16 protein-coding genes and 5 pseudogenes are annotated in these 23214 nt (G+C 55.9%); 12 read left to right on the top strand and 9 right to left on the bottom strand.

The features are described from left to right. Both FHT69_RS34745 and FHT69_RS33715 read left to right on the top strand, forming a co-directional pair. A pseudogene (locus FHT69_RS34745) lies at positions 1 to 89 on the top strand (type II toxin-antitoxin system RelB/DinJ family antitoxin); the annotation flags it as partial. Between the two features lie 10 nt (positions 90 to 99). Then, a pseudogene (locus FHT69_RS33715) lies at positions 100 to 1017 on the top strand (KUP/HAK/KT family potassium transporter); the annotation flags it as partial. A 470-nt stretch (positions 1018 to 1487) separates the two neighbouring features. Here FHT69_RS33715 and FHT69_RS33710 read toward each other — a convergent pair. The 3 genes from FHT69_RS33710 to FHT69_RS33700 form a co-directional block, all read right to left on the bottom strand. Beyond that, positions 1488 to 2735 carry a type II toxin-antitoxin system HipA family toxin gene (locus FHT69_RS33710; RefSeq protein ID WP_183906609.1) on the bottom strand — a complete coding sequence of 416 codons (1248 nt, stop codon included), beginning with the start codon at positions 2733 to 2735 and terminating at the stop codon, positions 1488 to 1490. Then, positions 2728 to 3063 (bottom strand): helix-turn-helix domain-containing protein, encoded by a 336-nt coding sequence (locus tag FHT69_RS33705; RefSeq protein ID WP_127429975.1) that lies wholly within the window; start codon positions 3061 to 3063, stop codon positions 2728 to 2730. Before FHT69_RS33705 ends, FHT69_RS33710 begins: the two co-directional genes overlap by 8 nt. Positions 3064 to 3456: 393 nt before the next feature. Then, positions 3457 to 4848, bottom strand: coding sequence for a DUF1963 domain-containing protein (locus tag FHT69_RS33700; RefSeq protein WP_246780797.1), 1392 nt, complete (start codon positions 4846 to 4848; stop codon positions 3457 to 3459). A 1033-nt stretch (positions 4849 to 5881) separates the two neighbouring features. Here FHT69_RS33700 and FHT69_RS33695 point away from each other — a divergent pair. Then, positions 5882 to 6379, top strand: coding sequence for an HlyD family efflux transporter periplasmic adaptor subunit (locus tag FHT69_RS33695; protein ID WP_183906608.1), 498 nt, complete (start codon positions 5882 to 5884; stop codon positions 6377 to 6379). Positions 6380 to 6440: 61 nt separating this feature from the next. Here the strand turns inward: FHT69_RS33695 and FHT69_RS33690 are convergent, their stop codons facing one another. Further along, on the bottom strand, positions 6441 to 7226 hold the full coding sequence (locus FHT69_RS33690; RefSeq protein ID WP_183906607.1) for a helix-turn-helix domain-containing protein: 786 nt from the start codon (positions 7224 to 7226) through the stop codon (positions 6441 to 6443). 123 nt (positions 7227 to 7349) lie between these two features. Here FHT69_RS33690 and FHT69_RS33685 point away from each other — a divergent pair, with 123 nt between their 5' ends. Both FHT69_RS33685 and FHT69_RS33680 read left to right on the top strand, forming a co-directional pair. Then, complete coding sequence (locus FHT69_RS33685) at positions 7350 to 8930, top strand: ABC transporter substrate-binding protein (protein WP_183906606.1); 1581 nt, start codon at positions 7350 to 7352, stop codon at positions 8928 to 8930. A 21-nt stretch (positions 8931 to 8951) separates the two neighbouring features. Further along, complete coding sequence (locus tag FHT69_RS33680) at positions 8952 to 10955, top strand: CocE/NonD family hydrolase (protein WP_183906605.1); 2004 nt, start codon at positions 8952 to 8954, stop codon at positions 10953 to 10955. Between the two features lie 456 nt (positions 10956 to 11411). On the opposite strand, the pseudogene FHT69_RS33670 reads toward FHT69_RS33680, so the two are convergent. Next, a pseudogene (locus FHT69_RS33670) lies at positions 11412 to 11579 on the bottom strand (ATP-binding protein); the annotation flags it as partial. On the opposite strand from FHT69_RS33670, the gene tnpB reads away from it, so the two are divergent. Together tnpB and FHT69_RS33660 are read left to right on the top strand one after the other, a co-directional pair. Further along, positions 11563 to 11814, top strand: coding sequence for an IS66 family insertion sequence element accessory protein TnpB (gene tnpB, locus FHT69_RS34860; RefSeq protein WP_183906604.1), 252 nt, complete (start codon positions 11563 to 11565; stop codon positions 11812 to 11814). The pseudogene FHT69_RS33670 and the gene tnpB sit on opposite strands and share 17 nt — an antisense overlap. Beyond that, positions 11733 to 11921, top strand: a pseudogene (locus FHT69_RS33660) (transposase domain-containing protein); the annotation flags it as partial. The gene tnpB and the pseudogene FHT69_RS33660, both read left to right, overlap by 82 nt. A gap of 504 nt (positions 11922 to 12425) precedes the next feature. On the opposite strand, the gene FHT69_RS33655 reads toward FHT69_RS33660, so the two are convergent. The 3 genes from FHT69_RS33655 to FHT69_RS33645 all read right to left on the bottom strand — a co-directional run bounded on the left by FHT69_RS33655 (position 12426) and on the right by FHT69_RS33645 (position 15044). Continuing rightward, positions 12426 to 13079, bottom strand: a complete 654-nt coding sequence (locus tag FHT69_RS33655) for an HAD family phosphatase (RefSeq protein WP_183906603.1) — start codon at positions 13077 to 13079, stop codon at positions 12426 to 12428. After that, positions 13080 to 14279, bottom strand: a complete 1200-nt coding sequence (locus FHT69_RS33650) for a hypothetical protein (protein WP_183906602.1) — start codon at positions 14277 to 14279, stop codon at positions 13080 to 13082. It abuts the gene before it with no gap. 117 nt (positions 14280 to 14396) lie between these two features. Then, entirely contained in the window at positions 14397 to 15044 is a 648-nt protein-coding gene (locus FHT69_RS33645; protein ID WP_183906601.1) for an NUDIX hydrolase, read from the bottom strand. 516 nt (positions 15045 to 15560) lie between these two features. On the opposite strand from FHT69_RS33645, the gene FHT69_RS33640 reads away from it, so the two are divergent. The 3 genes from FHT69_RS33640 (at position 15561) to FHT69_RS33630 (ending at position 19159) form a co-directional block, all read left to right on the top strand. Continuing rightward, the gene (locus tag FHT69_RS33640) at positions 15561 to 16568 is read left to right on the top strand and encodes a tagatose-6-phosphate kinase (RefSeq protein WP_183906600.1); all 1008 of its coding nucleotides are present in this window, start codon (positions 15561 to 15563) and stop codon (positions 16566 to 16568) included. Between the two features lie 126 nt (positions 16569 to 16694). Next, positions 16695 to 17825 carry a glycosyltransferase family 4 protein gene (locus FHT69_RS33635; RefSeq protein WP_183906599.1) on the top strand — a complete coding sequence of 377 codons (1131 nt, stop codon included), beginning with the start codon at positions 16695 to 16697 and terminating at the stop codon, positions 17823 to 17825. A gap of 131 nt (positions 17826 to 17956) precedes the next feature. Continuing rightward, positions 17957 to 19159 carry an MFS transporter gene (locus tag FHT69_RS33630; RefSeq protein WP_183906598.1) on the top strand — a complete coding sequence of 401 codons (1203 nt, stop codon included), beginning with the start codon at positions 17957 to 17959 and terminating at the stop codon, positions 19157 to 19159. Between the two features lie 808 nt (positions 19160 to 19967). Here the strand turns inward: FHT69_RS33630 and FHT69_RS34855 are convergent. Further along, a complete protein-coding gene (locus FHT69_RS34855) occupies positions 19968 to 20285 on the bottom strand; it encodes a transposase domain-containing protein (protein ID WP_409527541.1) in 318 nt (105 codons plus the stop codon). On the opposite strand from FHT69_RS34855, the pseudogene FHT69_RS33620 reads away from it, so the two are divergent. Together FHT69_RS33620 and FHT69_RS33615 are read left to right on the top strand one after the other, a co-directional pair. Continuing rightward, positions 20229 to 20645: pseudogene (locus FHT69_RS33620) on the top strand (transposase); the annotation flags it as partial. The gene FHT69_RS34855 and the pseudogene FHT69_RS33620 overlap by 57 nt on opposite strands. 937 nt (positions 20646 to 21582) lie before the next feature. Next, positions 21583 to 22524: a phosphatase PAP2 family protein gene (locus FHT69_RS33615; protein WP_183906597.1), complete on the top strand. Its 942-nt coding sequence runs from the start codon at positions 21583 to 21585 to the stop codon at positions 22522 to 22524. Positions 22525 to 23214 lie beyond the last annotated feature (690 nt).

Here is a 23214-nt window from a genome sequence, read left to right as displayed (position 1 = left end):
GACCGGACGTCTCAGATGATGAAGTCGAGGCGCATTTCGCTGAACGTCGAGCGGCAGCCCGCCTTAACGCGGGTGCGCGCAAATCGTGAAGCTTACCTGGTCTGCCTGCTGCCACGGCTTCAGATCCTACACACGTCGGAAACGCATTCCGGTCAGATCTTCATGCCGCAAGTGAATTCCTTCCTCTTCATCTTCGTCGTCGCGCTCGTTCTATACTTCCGCAATTCCAGCGGCCTGTCCGCCGCATACAGCATCGCCGTCACCGGCGAGATGGTGATCACTTCCGTGCTTCTCTTCGCCGTCATGCTGCGTGGCTGGAACTGGAAGCCCGTTGTCGCAGCGGCTGTGATTGCACCGCTCTTTATCATCGACGTCGGCTTTTTCGCCGCAAACGTCGCCAAATTCGCGGACGGCGGTTGGGTGCCCGTCGCAGTCGCCTGCACGATGGGACTTATCATGCAGACCTGGATGGCTGGGCGTCGCCTGCTTGCGGCCCGCACCAAGATGGACGAGGTTCGGTTGGCGGCGGTCATCGACAAGCTCGCCCAGAAGAGACCGCCGACAGTCCCAGGAACGGCGATCTTCCTCACCAGCGACGTCGAGGGGGCGCCAACCGCGCTGCTGCATAGCCTCAAGCATTATAAGGTGCTGCATGAGCAAAACGTCATTCTCAGCGTCGTGACCGCGACGAAACCCTTCGTCCCGGACAATGAGAAGATCTTTCTGGAAAGCTTCAATCCGCTGTTCAGCCGGCTGATTATCACCTTCGGTTACATGGAAACACCGAACATCCCCCGTGCTCTCGTTCTCGTCCGCAAGCTCGGGCTCAAGTTCGACATCATGTCGACGTCCTTCTTCCTTTCACGCCGTACGATCCTGCCTTCCAAAAAAGGCGGCCTGCCTTTCTGGCAGGACAGGTTGTTTATCACGCTGGCTCAGAACGCCGGCAATGCAACGGACTATTTTGGGCTTCCGACCGGCCGGGTCGTGGAACTCGGACTTCAAACGACGATCTAATGCGTCTCGAGCGCCCGATATGGACCATTTCCTCGAGGCAATCCTTAGCCGTCGGAAATCGGCAGAGCGGGACTTGAAGCGTGACGCAGCCCTGCGGTAGACGCCCCGCCCGAGGATTGGGAGATGACAGACCGGGATCGCCTTCGCTTCTATCTTGCGATCGCCGCGCTTGCGGTGATCGCCATAGTCCAGTTTGCGGTTATCGGCCTTGGCATGGCTGGATGGTTTTCCCATCACTGATATCTCTCGGTTCAATGAAGCGTCGCTGTGGTTGGAGCGTTGACCTTCGTCGCATCCAGTCCGACATATGTCCCGATCAGCATCGTCGCGATATCACCTTCGGAACGATAGCCTTCATTGAAGAGCGCGATCGCAGGTTGCAAAGCACGTCCGAGGCACCATCGTCGTGCTCTAGTTCATAGTAGCGGTACCAGCGCTCGACCGCTCGCGAGAGCATCTTCACTTTCTCGTCATAGGGCTAGCGCTCGCTGCAAATCATCGTGCTCGAACGCACTGGCCATACGGTTGATCTCTGCCGACCGCGCACCGACTGCTTTTGCGGTCTCGCGCCACGTCGCGGTGGAGGTCGCGACTTCCTTGATGATAGCGCGTGCCTGTGCGAGGGTGAGCGCGAAGAATCCGGCAGCTTCTTCCAGCAGATCAAGCGAGCAGGTGCCGTCATCAAGGTCGATGTTAGTCGTCAGGATGCGTGCTTTGACGTCTGTAGGCACCGGGTTGAGGTCATAGGCAGGGGACAACGACCAGCCGCCTTTGCCAAGCCACAGAAAGCCGTGATTTCGCAGGTGGTCGTCGACGTTGGAAATCAGCACATTGAAGGCGACGCGGCGATAGAGCGCTTGGGCATCGGTTTTTCCCTGTGCGCCGTGCTCGGCCAGGGCGTCCACGATCTCCGGGTAGCTGCCACGCTCGCCGTCCATTGCGCCCATCATCGCCATCGCGGAAAGGAATGGAAGGCGGATACCATAATCGCGGTCGAAGCGACGCGAGAGCATGACCTTCTTTCCGCCGACGTCAATGAGTTCGTGTAGGGGAGTGACTATGCCGGCTTGTTCAGCCAGTCGCATAGCAATCTCCTCCCATGTCTCTATGCTGTAATCGTCGGTTTCCTTAGGAAACTTGGCGATCGAGAGATGGCCATGTTGATCGATGACAGAAGCCTTCGGCCGCGCTCCACCAAGCGACGAGCCAGGTGCGAAGATAAGTTGGAGGTCTTCGTCGGTTTCCTCATCGCGCAGGATGCGTTCGGTGATCTGCAGCAGGCGGCCGAGCTCGATGAGGGCGGGGACGCCGGCGCGGGCCGGCGCTTGGAATTGCTCCTCGCCAGCCCAGCGAAAGCGGAGCGCGCCGAGCCGTGTCTCGTCCGCGACGCCAAGCAGATAGTCGCTTTCGGCCAGTGTGCGAACGGCCCGGCCATCACGCTCAGCCGTACGCCGCTCCGAGCGTTGCATGAGGCGCCGACCCCAGGTATCGGGCGCAGAGTCGCCAATGGAGCCAAAGGTTGCAAGGCCGGCAGGTGGCGCGAAAGCGCCCCGGGTCAGGGCTAGCGCGGGCTCAAGCGAGAAGCGGTCAGTGTCCTCAAGCCAGGCTCGGTCATACTCGAACATGATCGTCTCGGCACCACGCACGCGATTACTCCGCGCCAGCCCGATCGGACGGGTGCGGCCGTGTAAGTCGAGATGAACTTCGAAATCAGCCATCACGCGACGATCCCGGCGATCGCTTCGAGTGGGCGTGTTTAGGGAGTTGCGCACTGGCGAGCGACTGACCGACGCTGTCGTTACTGATGTCGGCGACTTGGCTCAGTCCCTCTAGCAAGCCGAGTGCCTGTAGAACGCCTGCGTAGATGCCGATGCTGACATTGGTGTCCCCGGCTTCGATCTTTTGAAGCGTTGAGCGTGAGGTAAAGGCACGCTCGGCCACAACAGCCATAGGCAGGCGGCGACGCCGGCGAGCGTCATGTATGTCTGCACCCAGTTTGCGCAGCGCGCGCCGCACAGCGGCCGGAGGATTATGAGGTGTTGGCATTTGCCACCTTCGCACTACATATCGCACTGGGTATGTAGCACGAAGCTTACAATTGTTCCAGAGGAAGTTCAGGGCACGATCAGATCGCTGCGTCGTGCCTACACCAAGTTGCGCGTTGAGCCCATCCTGGTCCCATTAATGCGGAACCAGAAGCAGCTAATGTTACCTAATAGCGGCTTATGCCACAGAGTTTCAAGCAAATCAGCGCCTTAGGCCAAGTAGGCTTGGGTTCGAAGGTTCTGATCTCATCAAGGCGACCCGTGTCAGATACAACAAAAGTCCCGAGCACTCCTTTCAGTTTGAGGCCAGAGTTGCCGGCACCGGCACAGTGCCGCTCGATTTCGCTAGGCGCACCCCAAAATACACGAGGAGACGAACAGATGTTCGAACCTCTTAGTGACCTTCGATCTCCGCCTCGGCCATATTGAACTGATGAGCCTGTAGCGCCTCCTTTTTGATCCAGAAACGTATTGCCCCCATGTCCCACCATTCGAAACGCGGACCATCGGAATCGCTGCCAAGTTGAAGGAGGAGAACCTCGTCATCATTAATGTCGGATTGTACTCCCTCGTCATTGCCGAATATCCGGTGAGACAAGTAGCCGCTCAGCTCGGCCTGATTGGCCGGATCGCAGGCAGTGACCAACTCTGGTTCCTTCTTGGCGAGATCGGGGAAACTTGTCAAAAGTGACGTAAGGGATGCGCGGAGGGCACTCTGTGGATGGGGTTCGAGTCTGTAACCCCTTGCCTGTTTTGCTAGTTGGGAGTGCATTTCCAACGCATCCGAGACTTTCCCGCGAAGCTCAGGCGAGAGCTTACTTTCCCGGCCCAGGCCATTGAGTTCTCGAGTCAACGCGATAGCTCGTGCTTTCCAATCACGATAACTCTGCAACAAGGCGTCAGAGTATTTCCCCTCCGCGTTGAGAACAGCCTCTATCGGCAACACATTTTCAAACCAATTGTTTCTTGCCTCATTCAGAAGCAAGATGGCGTCTTCTGAATGGTATGGTAGGTCTGCCGATTTCAGAGCGATCTTCGATTGATACCAGTTTCGGCCTTCTTCGGCTCGCAACATCGAAAAGCACTCATATGCCAGGCTTTTGATGTCATCCATTCCCACGGCAATCCCGCTTCCCACTCCGCTCCGTTGTCCGGCCTTGGGAGTTGAGCGAAGTATTTCATCCGCATTTGGTCGAAACGGAAAAATACGCTCCAACAAATTCGCGATGCTTGAGGCAATGCCGCGAGGCGGCTCTTGATGAGTTGGCTTCACAGCAAAAGCATTCTCGAAGGGCCGAAGACTTGGGTCATCCGGCCCTGAAAATCGTGGCATGTCCCACACGTTAATCACAGTGAACCGAACGGCGCATCGCGGAAAGAGCTCGCTGAGGGGGCCGTCGGGATTCCGGTATTTGCTCGCCGGTGTTTGGCCGTAATGCAAATGATCAATCTTCCACCCGGCGTTCTCTGGGGCCGACCGGCTAGGGAGACCTGCGGCATCGCCTGGGTAATAGAGGACGCGCCAGGCATCCGAGCCATATGACCGTAGCGGCTCATTTGATTGCGATAGTGCAAAGAAATAGAGCATGCCGGCGGCTGGGAGTGACGCCCGAGCTTCGATGTTCGGCAGCTCCTCCAAGTTGATCTGCGCCAAGAAGTCTAAAGACGCCGATGATCCGTCCTCGAAATCGATTGTGGGCCAGTCCCACGCCGGTGGAAGATTCGGTTTCCCCCCTAACTGTGAGAACGATCCTACCGTTTCCGTTGGTGGCCAGATCCGATCCAAGCGTATGCTCCTGGAACGGTGAGGGCGCATAAGCGCCGCGGCCTGCTCTATCGTGACTGCGGGTGATGTCCGATTGGCCATTTCATGTTTTTCGGGTTGGTGTGGCAACGGCGCTGAACGCTTGGCGTATTGCCAGTCTAGCAGCGTTTCAGAGTGAACTAGCTGTAGCTCTCTAGTTGAAAAAAACCGTGAATTGTTCGGCCGTCTGCCTGTGAGCGCGTGTGGCATAACGCCGCCGCCGCGTCTATCGCGTCTCAACCCACGGAGCCGGAATATCTCGCCGCAATGACCGGACCCGGCCATGCGCTAAGGGTATTTAGCGGGGACCAGGCTATGTTGCGATGCACCCGACGATTGCAACTAATGCCTGAGCCCGCGGCATATGGCCGCTTTGAAAACTTCGCAACTAATGGCGCAGCTTTCGTAAACTTCTGAACGGGGTTGTAGCTCATGCGGAAGCTTCAACGAAATTTTTGTACCACTCGATATACGCGTCACTTTTGCTCGCAAGGACTGCGGGTTGAGAAAACGATCGATTTGAAAGATGTGAGACGGTGCTTTTTTAGAAATAACTTAACTATGCAACATGCGAAGAACGTTCAATGTTCGATTGGCTAATCGTAGGTATATCAAAGTACTCAATACTAAAGACGTCGATCTTTGGTGCGCTGATCATAATAACACTCTCTCTTCTCGCCGTCCGCATCAGCGGGCGAACGCTAAGAACGTTGTTGGCGGTAATTGTATTAACCGCCATATCCTTGGCGGTGATTGAAGTTTACGCTGGCGTGTTCGGTCCGGAGCGAGGGACATTTCAGTATCAGGTGAATTCATTTATATTCTCAATATTACTAATACCCCCAACAAATATCATTCTAGCTGCTGCGCTCGCGTGGATCGTCACTAGGCCATCAGATACGGTGATCAGGCGCAAATCTATAGTAATTCCGGCAATAGCAATGTCGCTGCTATTTGAGTGGTCGTTTCTTGCAGTGATAAATCTCGCGGACCAACTCCAAAACTGGTAGATACAATGCCATTCGCACCAAACTGTTGGCTTCACAGGCAGGCGACCGGTTTCAATGGCTGGCGGCCGAACAGGAGCATTGAAAACAGACATAATCTGACGGCCGCAGAACGACAGTTAGCGGAGACGGAGGCTGCACGCGCTGCTCTCGAGCGCCAACGCGATGAGGCTCGCGCCGAATATACCCATCAGGTCCTGTCCGCCCTTGCCGACGCCGAGCGGGAAGCGAACGAACAGACAGAAGATCTCGTCAAGGCTGAACGCAAGCTGGCGGAGACCGAGTTACGGGCACCTATCGACGGCGTAGTCCAGCAACTGGCGATCCATACGCTGGGTGGGGTCGTCACACCCGCACAGCAACTGCTTGTCATCGTGCCGGAGCCGGATAGCCGACTTGAGGGCAGGGGGAGTAATGCGCCATCCAGGCCACGCCACTTGGTCACTGTCGACCAATTCGCCAGCCGAAGGCCAACCAATATTCGTTGGGTCTCGAGCACCCGCTGACCAACCGCATCATTCCTTGACGTAACGGCCGCGCCAGGAGCCGAACCGGACAATCGGGCCGTCAATACTCTGCCGGTACCGCATAAACTTCGGCTGATAAATCGGAAAGGAATGAGCGCACAGTCGGTGGTAGCTTGCGCGACGACAGCGGCAGCGGTTCGCAGCGCGAGAGAAGTTCACGCAAGTCCGGTTCGACGCCGACATGCCGCCAGATCATCCGCGACGCATAGGGGAGGTTTTCCTTTCGCCAGGAGACCCCCATTGTTGTCCCGCGCAGATAGACGCGTTGGTACTCGTCGAATGGCAGGAGGATCGTCTGTGACAATATCGGATTGGGGTCTACGACCCGCTCCGTAATGAAGATCCGGTTTCGATAGAAGGCCGCAAGGCCTACATATTTCGTGAACTGCTGGATGCCGTTTCCAGGGTCCCGCAGACGCTCGATTGATTTGACGTGCACAAGCCCGCCCTTCTCCACAATACGGCTACATGAACAGACAACCATTCCCGGCCAGGAGGGTGAGCGATGATATGTTTGGAAATAGCCGATGTGGCGCCGGAGCGCACTCAAATCTCCGGGGAACGCCTTAAACAGTTCGGAACTTTGATTGAGGCCCAGGGTCGCTTTGCGAAGCCGCTCGCGGAAGAGCCTTGGAGCGAGAGCAAAGTCGGCTGCGGCGACATCGAAATAGTTGGCAATGCGCGTCAGGTTATGCGCAGACGGTCTCGTTTCACCGTTGATGTATCGATTGAATTGCTGCCGATTGATATCAATTGCACGGCATACATGCGAAATGGAACGCTGCGTAGCGCAGGCAATTTTGAGGTTCTCGACCAGGTGAGACATCGGTAGCTCCGTATTGAAGACGAATAGCGTAAACTCGCTTAAAGAGGCGTCAAGTCGTGAAATTGCATCAGCCGGGCCGCCCTCTAAGTTTCCACGCACAAAATGGAAAACGAGGGAACTGTTATGACGCAGCCAAACGATCAATCTTCGCAGCTGAAAATCGGCCGCCGCCACTTCCTCGGCGGCGCTGCCGCGCTGGGTGCTTTGCCGGCCCTCGCCTCCGGCCTCCTGATGCCGCGCGATGCCCGGGCGCTGGAAGCCAAACGCGGCGGCCATCTGAAACTCGGCCTCAAGGGCGGCGCCACCAGCGATGTACTTGACCCGGCAGCCTATAGCGCCTCCGTGTTGTTCGTCATTGGCCGCCTCTGGGGCGATACACTCGTCGAATCCGATCCCAAGACCGGCGCGCCCTTGCCGTCACTGGCCTCCTCCTGGACGCCATCAGCGGACGCATCCGTCTGGACTTTCAAGATCAGGAACGACGTGCAGTTTCACGACGGCAGCAAGATGACCCTCGCCGACATCGTCGCGACTCTGAAGCGCCATGCGGACAAAAATTCGCAGTCGGGCGCTCTCGGGCTGATGGCCTCGATCACCGGTATTGCGGAAAAGGCGGGTGACCTTGTCCTGACGCTCTCGGAGGGCAATGCGGACCTGCCTCTCCTCCTGACCGACTACCACCTGATCATCCAGCCGAAGGGTGGCGTTGACAAACCAGGGGCCGCTGTCGGCACCGGCCCCTACGTCTTGAAAAGCTTTGAACCCGGCGTTCGCGCCACCTTTGAGAAGAATCCAAAGGATTGGCGCTCCAACCGAGGCTTTGTCGACAGCGTAGAAATACTCGTCATCAACGACAACACCGCGCGCATTGCTGCCCTTGCCTCCGGTCAGGTTCATTTCGTGAACAATGTCGATCCGAAGACCGTCCCGATGCTGAAGCGAGCACCGAATGTGGATATCGTCCGGAATGCCGGAAAGGGCTTCTACTGCTTTCTGATGCACTGCGACACGGCGCCTTTCGACAACAGCGATCTTCGGCTTGCGCTGAAATATGCCATCGACCGACAGTCGATCCTGGACAAGGTGCTGGGCGGCTACGGAACGATCGGCAATGACTATCCGGTCAATTCCAACTACACCCTCGCGCCGACCGACATCGAGCAGCGACCCTATGATCCCGACAAGGCCGCCTTCCACTTCAAGAAATCGGGCATTGATCGTCCGATTCAGTTGCTTACATCCGATGCAGCCTTTCCGGGCGCCGTGGATGCGGCGATCCTGTTCCAGGAGAGTGCGCGCAGGGCCGGCATCACGCTCGACGTCAAACGCGAGCCGGAAGACGGCTACTGGACCAACGTCTGGAACAAGCAGCCCTTCTGCGCCTCTTTCTGGGGTGGCCGTCCGACACAGGATTCGCGCTATTCCACTTCCTATCTATCGACTGCCGAGTGGAACGACACGCGTTTCAAGCGCCCCGACTTCGACAAGATGGTGCTGCAGGCAAGGTCAGAACTCGATGAGGCAAAACGCAAAGCGCTTTATCGGCAACTGGCTCTGATGGTGCGAGACGACGGAGGTCTGATCCTACCTGTCTTCAACGATTACATCATGGCAGCCACGAAGACGTTGAAGGGATATGTCGACGACATCGGCAATGATATGTCCAATGGCTACATCGGCAGCCGTGTGTGGCTTGATGCCTAAAGCGCCTCTGGATACATGACCATGTCAGACCGCAGCTTCACGACCATCGAAAATCAGTGGATCAGCTTGAAGGACGGCACGCGACTTGCCGCGCGTATCTGGATGCCCGACGGCGCGGAGAAGGATCCCGTGCCGGCGGTCTTCGAATTCCTGCCCTACCGCAAGCGCGACGGGACAAGCCCACGTGATGAATCGACTTATCCGGTGTTTGCAGCGGCCGGGATCGCCGGCGTCCGGGTCGATATTCGTGGCTCGGGTGAATCCGATGGCGTTATCGACGGCGAATATACCGAGCTTGAGCTTGCCAATGCCTGCGAGCTGATCGCCTGGATTGCGGCGCAGCCCTGGTCAAACGGCTCCGTTGGCATGATGGGTATTTCCTGGGGTGGTTTTAACTGCCTGCAGGTCGCGGCTTTGAAGCCGCCCGCGCTCAAGGCGGTGATATCCATCGCCTCCACGGTCGATCGCTACAATGACGACATTCACTACAAGGACGGCTGCCATCTCTCGGCGCAGCTTTCCTGGGCAGCGACCATGCTCGCCTATCAGTCCCGCTCCCCCGATCCCGAGATCGTCGGCGACCGCTGGACGGAAATGTGGTTGGAGCGCCTGGAGAACGAGCCCTTCTTCATGGAGGAATGGCTTCAGCACCAGCGCCGCGACAACTATTGGCGGCATGGCTCGATCTGCGAGAATTTCGCCGAATTCGATGTGCCTGCCTTGGTCGTTGCCGGCTGGGCGGATGGTTATCGCAACACGCCGCTGAAGGCAGTGGAAGGCCTCGGTGACACGGCGAAGGCGCTGATCGGTCCCTGGGTTCACAAATATCCGCATTTTGCCTGGCCGAAGCCACGTACCGATTTCCACGGCGAGGCCATCGCCTGGTGGAACCGCTGGCTGCGCGGCGAACGGAACGGCGCGGAGAGCATGCCCCCGGTACGCGCCTACATTCTCGACGCCATCAAACCCGCGCCGCGCCGCGATTTCGATCCGGGCTTCTGGATCGCCAAGCGCGACTGGCAAGAGCCGGAGATGCAATGCTTTTATGTGGAGCAGTTCGGCACGCTGATGGAAGGCATGCCGATCCCGCATGCGCTGGAACATCCCGTTTATCTGCGCTCACCGCTCGACACTGGTACGGCGTCGGGCGAATGGTTCACGCTGAAGCCCGACGCGGAAATGGCAATCGATCAGCGCGTCGACGATGCCGGGTCGCTGACCTTCCAGACAGCGCCGTTGGTCGAGGATCACGACTATCTCGGCCGCCCCGTCGTCACCTTGACGCTACGGTGCGATGCCGAAACCGCCAACCTCTGCGCCAGGCTCGTCGATATTCATCCGGACGGAACGGCAACGCGCGTTTCCTTCGGCGTGCTCAACCTCGCCCATCGCGATGGCAATGCCGCGCCGGAGCCGCTGATCAACGGCCAGCAGATCCAGGTGACTCTGACACTCGATGCCTGCGGCTATCGTTTCCGCAAGGGGCATCGCATCCGTCTGTCGCTGTCGACAGCCTATTGGCCGATGGTGCTGCCGCCGCCTGAAGATCCGGGGCTGACGATCGATGTCGCCTCCGTCGGCCTTGCTTTGCCCAAGCTCGGCGAGCATGAGCTCATCGACATCAAGCAGCCCGAGAACCCCGATCAGCTGCCGAAATATATCGAACACGCCCCCGCGTCGACAAAACGGCAGGTGGTGCGCGATCTCTCGGCCGGCCTCACCCGCTATGAAATCCATGAGGATACCGGCCTCTCCGAACATCCCGGCACGGGACTTTCCGCACGGCAGCTCCGCCAGGAGGTCTGGTCGATCGCGCCGGGCGATGCGCTGTCGATGACAGGCATCTCGACATGGACCTGCGACATGAGCCGCCCCGGCTGGTTCGTTCGCACGGTGGCGACATCGTCCATATCCTGCACGGCAAAGGACTGGGTGATCAGCGCCTCGGTCGTTGCCTATGAGGATGGGACCGAGATTTTCAGGAGGATATTCGAGGAGAAGCGTATCGCCCGCGACCTGATGTAGGTCAGCGCGACTAAACAAGCCGGCTTGCCGCCGCGCATATGGCAGCAAAGCGGGCCTTCGCTCACCCTTGCCAGATGCCCCCAAAGGGGGAAGCATCATGACGGAATAAGGGGGCGGATCGCCTCGGAATTTGTAGTCACTGCAGGCTTGGCGCCGCTGACCAACCTTCCGCCGGCATGTCAATCAGCACCGAACATTGACCCCTTGGGGGTGCGGACGAAAACTTGGACCACCAAGGAGGTAGTTCATGTATTCCTACGCAGACAGACTTCGAGCGGTTGAGCTCTATATCCGGCTGGGCAAGCGACTTAACTCGACTATTCGCCAGCTGGGGTATCCCACCAAGAATGCGTTGAAGGGCTGGCATCGCGAGTACTAGATCAGCGCTTGGCCTGCCCGGCGCTGGCCGGGGTTGCAGAGGGTAGGCCAAGTGCGGGTGATGATCTTCGTCGGCTTTTAGCTTTGAGAGCGGTTCTTGAAGCGCCAGGACTCGTTGCCGGTCTCGACAATCTCGCAATGATGGGTCAGGCGGTCGAGAAGTGCCGTCGTCATCTTGGCATCGCCGAACACCGTCGGCCATTCACCGAACGCCAGGTTCGTGGTGACAATGATCGACGTGCGCTCGGCAGACCGGGTCAAGATAGTCTGGTGGGATGGGTCAGGGGTCTGCCTTTATTCCAAGCGGCTAGAGAAGGCGCAGTTCTGCTGGCCGCGGATCGGCCACAACCGGGTGCAGCTCAATCATGCTCAGCTTATGGCGCTCGTTGACGGCATGGAAAGAACAGCCTCTTCGCTGGCAGCGACGGCGGCGGAAGGACCTGGGCGACAATCGCCACGCTCCTTCAGACGGCGAAGATGAACAACGTCGATCCACAGGCCTGGCTCACCCAGACCCTCGAGCGCATAGCCAACGGCTGGCCCAGCAGCGATCTCGATGCACTCATGCCGTGGAATTACGCGGGCTGAACGGTCTCAGCTTGCCGCTTACAAAAAACCGTCTATCGTCTCGTCACGGATTTCGAGAGCCGAGTACGTACCGATCAGGGAGAAATCATTGTTTGAAGATTTGCCATTCAGCGTTCCTGTCGATCAAATGGCTTGCAACCTTTCAGGCGAGTTCCGACTGCAACAGGATGTTGAGAAGCTTCGAATATCGAACTGAGATATTGTCCGTACCAAGCGGCCGTCAGCTTTCGACGGGGCGTTATTGCCCATGACATCGCATCACCTTAATGATGGAAACTTGGTTGTCTCAGCAAATCGCACTTCATTTTCGGCTTATGTGGTAACTCGGCCCCCCGAGCTTCAGGTGAAATATGGCGACGCAGAGCGGGCTGATCCTATTGGATTAACTGCCATCGTGCGGACCGTGGACGACCAAATAATTGTCACAGTAAGAAGCCTAACAGCAGATCAGAACCCTGGAGCGCTTTATCTCATTGGCGGGTATGGTGAGCCTTGTGAATACGACTAGACGTAGGCGATGTCGATCAGATCGGCGAGGCTCTGCACCACAGGGATATTCGCCTTCGAAAACCGCAGAGAATCGCCGTGAGCCCCTGGACCGACGTACCCAAAGGAGCGGATGCCCATATGCCTTGCATTGCGCGCGGAGAAGCATCGATCGTCGACAAATGCGCACTCTGACGCCTCAACGTCCAACAACTGTAAAACACGACCGAAATATGCCTTCGAGCGTTTAGTGGTCGCAAGCGCGGCACCCGATATTATGGGGAAATCGAACACAGTTGATAAGCCGACGATTTCCAAGTTCCTGGAAACCTTGCTTTGAGATGCGTCCGTCGCCACGACCGTTTTAACCCCTCTGTCTCGAAACGCGTCTATGCACCTGGCAGCGTCTGGTACGACCGTCAGTTCATTCTCAAACCGACGAGCTCTCTCGGAGTAATATGCCTGCCAAAACTCTGAAGGGAAACTGAACTGAAAATAGCGGCGCAGTATCCGCTCGACTCCTTGCCTCGTTCGCCCCATCAGGCAACTTCGAACGAATTGCCCCGAGATCTTCACGCCTGCCTTTGTAAGCTGTTCCGTCATGACGATCGCCGCAATGTGTTCGGAATCGACCAACACACCGTCGGCGTCAAAGATCATCCATTTAAGCATTTAGCGTCCAAACTGCGGCGAGGCTAGCGCCGCCGCGGTCTCGGCGAGAGACTTTCCTTCGATGATGGCGCTCACAGCTATCGCGGCGGTCCTGATCCCGTCGATCAACAGTCCGATCGCTCTCCATCCACATCTCCTCACAAGGGTGGAAGCCATGGCCATACAATGGACACCGGCGTATAGAAGAGATCTCATCATCAACCTGTCTACGTTCGCCCGTTGTGAGAGATAACTTTCCTTTGTCGCCCGGTCCAAGAACCAGCTAAATAGCAGTTGTAAGTTAGCCGCATGTACGGGGATCTTTGCCGTGAAAAGGCCCTCACACGAGACAATCCCTTTTGACAAGATTTCATATCTAAACGGCATGCAAAGGTCAGCGATATAGAGGTCATGCCACCTCAAGGAACAAATGACTTTGCCGAGATCGTAAGCGATGTCGCCCCCATTGGCGAAACCTCCGGAGTCGACAAACACCGCATTCTGATGCCTGTCGAATAAAGTGTTTCCGAAGTGAGGGTCACCATGGATCCTGCAGACGTCGTCCGCGTCCGCTACAAAAAGCGCGATGTTATCTGCAATGATCCCGCACATTCCCAGGGCGCCCGGATACCAGGTCCCGTTGATCGCAATGGATCCCGAACGGGAGACCTTGCAAAACGCATTGCCAATTTCTGCAGCAGTCCACTCAGATGCTCTTACGCCAGTTCTTACAACACCATTATGAGTCTGCTCCTGTTGCCTGCAAAATTTCTCCAGGCGCGAACGCGGTCGAGAAACCAAGGCGTAGTCAGCAAAATCAACTCCGCTTGCCGGCGCAGACTTCGAGAGGAACCCTTCGGCGAGTTTCATGAGTAACTCCGAGATCAGCGGGCGAGCCAAGGCTTCATCGTAGTGGGCACCGACCAAGCGATCCCTGAGAGTTCCGCCGCTATAAAACGGTGTTTGATAGAACGGATATCTTCCCGAGACGCCCACCTGCGTCACAGGAGCTAAAGGCTGATCATCGATGTGAGCGCGACAATGTGATGAGACTTCAGAACGAAAGGAACCGATATCGGCTAACGCTGTCTTCCGGACATAGGCGACGCCGTCCGCATCGAACAATTCAACTTTAGCATGATCTGTTTGGCTAATCAGCCGGCCAAAGACGCGTTCCGACACCACCGGCGCCTGCTCAGCGCCGTGTTGTTCCATCGACATAGTGGAAGCTCCGCAGATAGTTTCGAGCGTTTCGCCGAGGCCGGCTTTGCAACCTTACGCTCGGACGCGAATACAGAAGTCGCGGCCGAAAAAGGCTCCAATAGCACCGACTCCCGCTTATGAGAGCGGGACTTTTGCCTTTAATTTGAAATAGGAGATAAGTTCGTCCTTGATATTGTTAATTCCGATATCCGAGAACTCATTCGTCATTATGAATTGCACCGCAGCGTATATAGAAACAAGATGCAACGACTGTATTAACAGATTCCCGGATTGAACCTCATCCAATACATCAGTTATTTTTCTCTCGAATACGGCAATACTTTCACTATCATCCGGCCTTCGTCCAAGGCTCTGCTTTAGACCGTAGGCGAGGAAACTCGTCACAATATTTGTGTGGCTGGCGGAATTCGGAGAGGATCTGAGTATGTCGACGAGATAGTCGGGTGTCAGTCCAATTTCCTCTTCCATTTCCCGTCGCGCAGCGGCGAGGTCTGCGGCCCCTCCGATGGAGTCATCAGTGTCGACCGCACCACCGACAAGGCCAAGCATGACACTCTGATGGCCGTGCCTGTATTCTTCGACCATAATAATCATGCCGTCGGATGTGACCGGGACGATGTTAACCCAGTTGGGGTACTCGAGCACATGGTAAGGTGCAACTTTGACGCCGGCCGGAGTTATACAATCATCGCTTCGTAATTTTATCCATTTGTCCTGATACGTTATCCTTGACGAAACTACCCGCCAATCTTTGTTGCTCATACCATCCTCAGAAACGACAACAATTTACTTGCTGCATAATTCATATGCGTAAATAAAAGAACTCTGAAATATAAATGTGAATGCGGTGCGCAGATATTCTCTGGCGCTCCCCAGATGGCACTTTTTATCGCACCTAAAACACACGGTTGTGGCTGTCATAAAACTGTCATAAAAAGTCACGTCCCATTGTTGAGAAAAATAATCTCGATAAAACAAATATTTAAGTCATGCATGTTGCCAGAGCCTGGGATTCATCTCCGAAAAAAAATCAAAAATGTTCACGTGATTTCGGAAATCTCTTGATTAATGCAATTTAAGGGCGCAGGTTTCCAACCCTCAAAGGCCTGCATTCGAAGTCTGCGATTACACAGAGACGACAGAATTAAGCGTAACTATACTCCATTGAAGCACGGAGATTACTATTTTATGCTTTTAGATTCACGTATCGGCATTGGTCCCATGTCAAAAAATACTGTAGATGCTTGCATTCAGCTTTCTGACGCGGGGAAGCCGTGCATGATTATCGCAAGCCGCCGGCAAATTGATTCAAAAGAGCTTGGCGGCGGTTACGTCGAAAGTTGGACAACCCAGGAATTTGCAAGATATGTCAGAGGGCGCGCCCCTGCCGGTCGGCTTGCGCTTTGTCGCGACCATGGAGGACCTTGGCAGCACCCTGCAGAACGAGATTTCTCTCCGGACGAAGCGATGGCGTCCTGTTTAAGTTCGTTTCAGGAAGATATCCTTTGTGGATTTGATCTGCTTCATATCGACACAAGCGCGGAGGGTAAGGGGTTGGCCGAGGAAGCGGTCGCTATCGACCGGCTGGTCGAACTTTACCGGCAATGCCATGCGATAGCACAATCCCAGGGCCGGACGATCGAATTCGAGATAGGCTTCGAAGCTCAAGGCATAGATACTGATCATCCGAGGAAATTTGCTGAAAAGCTTGATGCTGTCTTAGAGCGCCTGGCACGTTTGGATCTGCCGCGCCCCCTCTTCGTAGTCGCACAGACGGGCACTAAAGTTGAAGAGACCCAAAATGTGGGCGCGATCATGTTCGCGTCTGTTGCGGTTCAGTGCGCTAACGAAGGAATGTCGGCGGTCTGCCGTGACAAAGGTGTCGGTCTAAAAGCCCATAACGCTGACTATCTTCCAGCGGACACGATACGGCGCCTGCAACACTCAGGCATCGCCGCTCTCAACGTTGCACCGGAGTTCGGGGTGGTGGAAACCCGCGCAATTTGCGACGGCCTCCGCGACTTCGGGCTGCATCGTGAACTGATCGAATTTAAGAACCTTTCGATCGGTTCCAGGCTTTGGGTAAAATGGATGAAAGAGGACACCAAGGCGACAGATGATGACCGGGCCGAGATAGCGGGCCACTACATTTTTGGAACGGAACATTTCCGAAGAATAAAAGATAAGCTGAAAGCCTTGTGCGCGGCGAAGTCTTTCGACTTGGACGCACACATACAGGCGATGATATCGAGGCATATCACGCGCTATTTCGATAATTTCGCGTGAAATCGTCTAAAGATGGTCAGAAATTCTTAAGTGGTCCTGTCGTTTCTCTAAGGGTGTGCGGGCACCCTCCTTGCCTCGGGGCGTGTGCCGACTAGGTACCGGCCTTGTTCAACGAAAAGAACCTCCATGCCCAAGATACTGTTTTTTATTTCGACAGGGCTCGGTTGGAAAACCGTTGGCCAGCGGATCCATGACGCGATACAGCTACAACAGGACGACCAGCACGAATATGTCTCCTTTTCTGCGTCCAAGCTTGGGCGCCGCGTAATTTGGCACACCGGCTATCATACGCACGCCGGCCTACACGTCCCTATATTCGATCCCTATACCGTTATCTCATGGCAAGCGAACAAGTTCCGGTCGCGAATCCGAGAGTTCGATGCGATCGTTGCAGCAACGCAAGCACAAGCTGCGCCTTTCGTCCGGAATCCACACGGCGTTCCGATATTCACAGTGATAGACTCCACACGCCGTCTTTATAAAACAGAGTTCGGGGGTAGCCATATCCGCGACGCCGCGATTGCGCGCGAGAGAATGCTCTTTCAAGATTCAGAGCATGTAATATCGATCTCGCAGTGGGCTGCGAATGATGTTGTGAATCACTATGGCATATCATCCGACAGGGTAAGTGTCGTCCCAGTCGCATCGCAGCCGTCGACCTATCCGATCACAGCGTTTAAACCGGAAGGCAGATTAAACGTGCTCTTTGTTGGGGGGGACTTTGAACGCAAAGGTGGCAGGGAACTTCTGGAATGGCAGACATCCCACCTGCATCATTTTATCAATTTGCATTTGGTGACGGAGCGGTCGGCCGAGAGGCACGAGGTTCCAAACACGACCTGGTACGGACCTGTGCCCAATGAAAAGGTGGTGCGCGAGCTTCTACCCAATGTTGACGTCTTGATCCATCCGACCCATCGCGACTGCAGTGCGATAGTCGTCGCCGAAGCCGCAATGGCAGGTGTTCCGTCAATCGCTTCGCGTGTCGGGGGAATATCCGAGCTAATTCAAAACGGCGTCACCGGCTACCTTTGCGAGGTCGGCGACCGGCACAGCTTTATCAGATCAGTGGAAGCCCTTTTCCAGGATCGCGACAAACTGCGGGACATGGGGCGTGAAGCGAGGCTGAGAGCCTCCCGTATGCACGAACCCAATATCGTTTATAAGGAAATTGTCAGGATCGTCGAACGATCCTTGGCCGGCAGGGTAAAGGTCGATGGGATGCAGCTTGACCAACCGAGGCCGTTGGTTGGCTAACGTATAGGTATCGACCTTCGTCTTGCATCCTTTATGGCATACACCTCGGGATACGGTAGGCAATTGGAACGTCGTCTGATCACGGCTCAAAGATTCGCTGCGACGAGGCTTTTCCGAAATGAAAGAATTCGATGTTTCATCCTATCCGTCTGATCCTCTCCCGTCCTTCGCTTCTGTTGTTGGCGGTGATGACTTTCATTCATGGCTCAGCGTACGGCTCAACTCTGCCGTATCTCTCGATAACGGCGATTGATGAACTTGGCATCAGCGATCAGGCGTATTCGGTTCTGGTCTTCATAACATCGTTGTCGACCGTTTTGATCAGCGTTTCGTTGGGCGTCGTCTCGGATTCCATCGGAGATCGGCGGAAGATCATGGTGGGATTGGCGTCGATCGGCGTGATCGCCTATGGCGCCATTTTCATTTTTCCTTCTCGGTATGTATTCGTCTGCGCCACGGCGCTTGCGATACCGTTTTTCCAGTCCGTGAGTTCGTTCATTTTTATTAGCGTTCGCGCAGAAACAGTAGATTTGACCAGTCAGGATGCTGCGGCGGTTAACACGACGGTGCGTGCCTTCATGTCCGCTTCCTGGGTCGTGATGCCAGGGGCCGTAGGCTTTGCTTTCGCCAGCTCTGGAAGCATGCGGGGAGCATGGGGAGTGGCGGGACTGTGCGCGCTTGCTATCCTGTTCTGCGCCGCCTTTCTCTTACGCAAACCGCGCGATCAACCGTCGTCAGGAAAGTTAGGCGACGCTTTTTTTGCCGCGCTCAAGGAAATTGCCGCACCCTTGATGCTTGCTCGCATGATCTCTATGGCATCGGTGACAGGCACGATCCGACTGGCGAGCACTCTCTGGCCATTGATCCTTACGATCAAATTAGGTGGCAAGAGCGCTGATGTGGGTATAGTCGCTGGTTTGATTGCCTTCCTCGAGATTCCGTTCATGTTGATCTGGGCTGCGCTTCTCAAACGCCTCAGCCTCCTTGCTATCCTGGTCACTGCCGGCTTGGTCTATGGATGCTACATGGCGGCACTGTCCTTTGCGACTGCACCGTGGCAGATTTATCTCCTAACTCTTCCAGCCGCCGCAGGCGCAGCGGCGCTGCTTTCTATGCCGTTAACGTATTTTCAGGAACTATTTCCCGAGCGACCGGGGTTGGGTACAGCCTTAAATCCAATAAACTCCTGCCTGGCGAACGGTCTGATGGCAATTATGTTTGCCTTCGGCGCGCCCTACTTCGGCTACTCCGGCGCCGCTTGGCTAGGAGTCGCAATGGCTGCTGCTGGTATCGCAGGACTACTCGTGTTGGGAAACGCCAGGAGGTCGTCCTGATAGCGCTTTTCCCTCGGGCATGGTTGACAATCTCGCTACCCCATTTACTTCGGGTCAGGCGGAGGCAAGATGATAAGCTTGCCTGGGGTTGGTTGAAGACCCGTCAGCGTAGCGCGGATATAGCCGCGTCGTACCGTTCAAAGACTGCGGATGACGCCAATAGGCGTCGTCTTGTGCGAGGAATATCCTCCCAACTGAGGGGCGGCTCTTTAGGTCCCGCTGCACGTCCGCTTCAGCAATGAAGCAAAGGACGTGGACTCGTGAAATCAAAGAACCGAATACAAAATCTGAGACGCAAGGCCGCCGAGCGCCAGGGATGGCAATGCTACTGTCAGCAGCCGATGTGGCAGACGGAACCGAATGATAAAGCTGCGCCACAATTGCGCACCAGGCAAGCCTAATCTTCGTCAGGCGCAAAACGGAATCGGCAGTGCATTGACAACGGACATCAGAGCGCTGTTTGCCTCGCACCTTGAGCACTACCGTATTGCCGTTTCGAATAGTATGGCTGTGACAGAGATGCCAGCAATGCGCCGGCACCGGAAGTCGAACTAGCGCCTACGAAAATGGGTCTCGGCGAACCTGGTCAAAACAATCGACGTGAAAATCCAAAGTACGAAATACAGGGGCAGCAGGAGCAGGTAGTATCGGCTCTCAAAAATCGCCCAAAAGAAAGTCGCCTTGGCGAGCAGCAGGAAGCCTAGCCCCGTGAGGCCGTATGTCAGTATGCCGACGATGCCCGGCTTTACATAGTCTTCCCACAATTAGCGGCTCCATGAGTGGCGACAATCCAAGCGCAAAAATCAACTTACACCAAGGCTCGTCGCTTTCCAACGCGGAGGCCCGCTTCGGGCCGACAGGGGACTTCAGCCGTGTGTACGCTCCGGGTAATTCCCGGCATTAGCTCGTCGATCCGGCTCTGCTTATGGCCGTTGACAAGGCGGGTGAGCGTGGCACTCAGGTACGCAAACGGATCGACTGCATTGAGCTTGATGAGGTAATGGCTCCCTCGTCCGGCGCCATAGTGAAAGAGCGGTCGCGATGATCGCTCTAAGGGGAGATGTCGTCCATGTGCGAAGTAACGACGGTCGGGCTTGATCTGGCAAAGCGGGTTTTTCAGGTTCACGGGGCGGATGCAAAAGGCCGCCCTGTTCTTCAGAAGAAGCTTCGCCGCGAGGAGGTGCTCAGCTTCTTCGCCAAGTTGCCGCCTTGTGTTGTCGGCATGGAGGCATGCGCCTCGTCGCATCACTGGGCACGCGAGATTCGTGCTCTTGGCCATGACGCCCGAATGATCCCCGCTTCGTACGTGAAGCCCTACGTCGCGCGGCAAAAGAACGACGCAGCGGACGCTGCGGCCATCTGCGAAGCAGTGACGCGACCGGCGGTTCGCACAGCTCCAATCAAGTCGCTGGCGCAATAGGCGTCGCGCTTCCTTCATCGCACACACGAACTTCTTTCGCGGCAGCGCGTTTCGCTGATCAATGCTGGGTCGAGGAGTAAGCAGAACTTCGCTCAAAGTTGGCTGGGGCGCATTATCGCTCGCAAGCCGATCAAACTCGCGGCCGTTGCCTTGGCAAACAAAATGGCAAGGATCATTTGGGCGGTGATGACGCGCGAGGAGACCTACCGACCGGCATAAGTATCGATCGCCAGGATCAGCCGGGTGCTGGCGGTTGTGGTGCAACGGCGCTGAATGGGAAGATGACGCGACAGTTGATAGACGAGATCGGGACACCCAGTAGACCTGTAGGCGCTTCGAGCGCGTCAGTTTGTTATGGACCCGATCCGCGAATCTCATCTGGGCCGGCGGCGAGATGTGCCGCCTTTATGTAGGCCGGACACATGCAAGCCGCCGACTTTCGCGCATCAGTCAAATAAGCCTCTTGCATCACGGGAGCCATCCACACATGCAGGTCTCGATCAGCGAGGCAATGGTAGCCCAGTTCTCCGCCCCCGCGTCGTGTCCGGCGAAGAGAGCATTCTTGCGATTGAGGGAAATCGGCCTGATGATAGTGTGGCAATCAGCAGTTCTGGCTTATCGAGATCCGCTACAGTCATGCCGCCCGACGCGCCCACTGCGGCAGCTCCGATGATCAGCCAAGGCGCTGCGAACAGCGCCGACCTTTGGCGATAGTGCATGCCCCCCTCCGGATTTTCCGCCAGGCGAGCATGTGGAACGCCTGCACGACGTGCGAGAAGTTAACCACAAGAATTAGGGCCGAGGCTGTGAATGGACGTCATGTTCAGTGGCGATTCCGAACGGGTTAGCCGCCAACGGCAAATTAGGACCGAGGTGACAATAAATGGCGCATTACCAGGTCTATGGAGGCCGACGTTCGATCCGAACGGCAGCCTGCCGAAACATGCAAACTAAACCTTAACTTGTCCACGATAGCAAATCCCGGACACGTTGAGGGTATTTAATGTCCGAGACTTCTCTAGCGCGAATTTTCTTAATAGGTCTCACTGCCTGTGCTTACGCCATTGTCCCAATAATGGCATGGCTAGTCGACCTGAAGGTGGATCCAGCAGCCTTCACGCAATTAACCGCGTTCGGCCTGGTTTTCCTCGTGGGCTTCGGCCTCCTCTGCCATCGGCGTAGAATCTGGTCACTGCTCTGCATTGTTGAGTGCACGGGACTGGGATTGTTACTAACGACCCCGCTTGTGATATCCACCTACGTCGCTTTTGCCCTGAAGATGCCTTTGCAGGATCAACAGCTTCTCCAGTTAGACCGCGTTCTCGGTATTGACTGGCTGAGTCTGATTTCCTTTTTCGATGCACATCCACTGCTCGCAAAGTCATTGATGCTTGCATACCAAGCATTCCACTATCAGCTTTTGTTCCTGCCCGTGGTGCTGAGCCTGTGCGGCGATCGGGCTCGCGCTTATCAGATGGTCGCGACTTACGGCCTTGTTTGCGTCATCGCGAGCGTCATTACCATTTGGTATCCGGCGCTTGGAACCTATACTGACTTCTCCCTACGTCCAGGAGATCTCAAAAACATCAACGGCATGCTCGGCGTTGAATACGTCCCGCAAATCATGGCAGTCAGAGAGAATCCTGATTTCGTCCTACGGTTGGAGCATGCAAGCGGCATCATCTCGTTTCCGTCGGTCCATGCTGCGGTAGCGGTGTTGTGCAGTTGGGGGGCATGGACAGTACGGTGGATCAAGCTCCCGATAATTCTGTTGAACACGCTGATGTTGCTATCCGCCATCACCGAAGGCGGACACTATGTCGTCGACCTGATTGCTGGAATTGGTGTTGCGGGCTTCAGCATTGCATCAGTTTTGTTTATATCCCGCAACGGAAACGTTCTAATCTATCGCAACCAATTTCGCCAAGAAGCGCGACAAACCTAGGCCGATCGGCTCGGGCACTATCCGACAAAGGTCGAGGAATCCACATTGTTGCAGGCGTGGGCTCCATTTTACATCGCGTGAGAGGAACCCTCGGCGAAGCGTTCGGCGGGCATCTTGCCACGCGAAGCGCCCACGCCACTCTAGGTGCTTTGATTCCGTCCAATCCGTCCTCGGTCCGGTCGGATAGCGATATCAGAGACGGTCCGTTCCATGACGGTCTGGTACTCGTCGACCGGTGGTGACAATTATACGAGATAGTCGTAGCAATCTGATCGCCAATGGCGATAAGCTCGGACAGGCCGAGCCGATCCTCATCACAGGAGGACGAGCCGTGGCAGATTATAGAGAAGTGTTCGTAATCGATGTTGCCAAACTAAAGAATGCGATTGCTGTCGCTGAATCCGGCCGGGAGGGAGAGATTCCATCCGATGCATCAACCTCACCCCAGAAGCGGCTGTGGGTGAAATAATTCGAGGCGATCGGAGCAGCCCCGGACGCACTATCGGGAATGCGGTAGCCAATCCGCGCATCAGAGCTTGATCACCGACGTCCTTGAGTTCCGCCTCCACCCATACGCGATCATCATCATGAACAGTCGTTCGTTTGGGCGGGTCGGTTCCTCGCGCCTAAAGCATGGCAATGCGCGTTCGTCCCGGTTCTGATCTAAAAACATAGCTCAATGCCGGGACT

The organism is Rhizobium sp. BK008 (genome assembly GCF_014197345.1).
Classification (GTDB): domain Bacteria; phylum Pseudomonadota; class Alphaproteobacteria; order Rhizobiales; family Rhizobiaceae; genus Rhizobium; species Rhizobium anhuiense.
The sequence above is the reverse complement of the archived record's forward strand: the minus strand, read 5'-3'. Positions and strand labels throughout refer to the sequence as shown.

Coding starts and splice junctions, on each gene's coding strand:
- FHT69_RS33630 (WP_183906598.1), top strand. CDS start 17,957: ATGTTTCATCCTATCCGTCTGATCCTCTCCCGTCCTTCGCTTCTGTTG.
- FHT69_RS33615 (WP_183906597.1), top strand. CDS start 21,583: ATGTCCGAGACTTCTCTAGCGCGAATTTTCTTAATAGGTCTCACTGCC.
- FHT69_RS33650 (WP_183906602.1), bottom strand. CDS start 14,279: ATGTCGATGGAACAACACGGCGCTGAGCAGGCGCCGGTGGTGTCGGAA.
- FHT69_RS33690 (WP_183906607.1), bottom strand. CDS start 7,226: ATGTCTCACCTGGTCGAGAACCTCAAAATTGCCTGCGCTACGCAGCGT.
- FHT69_RS33655 (WP_183906603.1), bottom strand. CDS start 13,079: ATGCTTAAATGGATGATCTTTGACGCCGACGGTGTGTTGGTCGATTCC.
- FHT69_RS33695 (WP_183906608.1), top strand. CDS start 5,882: ATGCCATTCGCACCAAACTGTTGGCTTCACAGGCAGGCGACCGGTTTC.
- tnpB (WP_183906604.1), top strand. CDS start 11,563: ATGATCGACGTGCGCTCGGCAGACCGGGTCAAGATAGTCTGGTGGGAT.
- FHT69_RS33640 (WP_183906600.1), top strand. CDS start 15,561: ATGATTATCGCAAGCCGCCGGCAAATTGATTCAAAAGAGCTTGGCGGC.
- FHT69_RS33710 (WP_183906609.1), bottom strand. CDS start 2,735: ATGGCTGATTTCGAAGTTCATCTCGACTTACACGGCCGCACCCGTCCG.
- FHT69_RS33680 (WP_183906605.1), top strand. CDS start 8,952: ATGTCAGACCGCAGCTTCACGACCATCGAAAATCAGTGGATCAGCTTG.
- FHT69_RS33635 (WP_183906599.1), top strand. CDS start 16,695: ATGCCCAAGATACTGTTTTTTATTTCGACAGGGCTCGGTTGGAAAACC.
- FHT69_RS33685 (WP_183906606.1), top strand. CDS start 7,350: ATGACGCAGCCAAACGATCAATCTTCGCAGCTGAAAATCGGCCGCCGC.
- FHT69_RS33705 (WP_127429975.1), bottom strand. CDS start 3,063: ATGCCAACACCTCATAATCCTCCGGCCGCTGTGCGGCGCGCGCTGCGC.
- FHT69_RS33645 (WP_183906601.1), bottom strand. CDS start 15,044: ATGAGCAACAAAGATTGGCGGGTAGTTTCGTCAAGGATAACGTATCAG.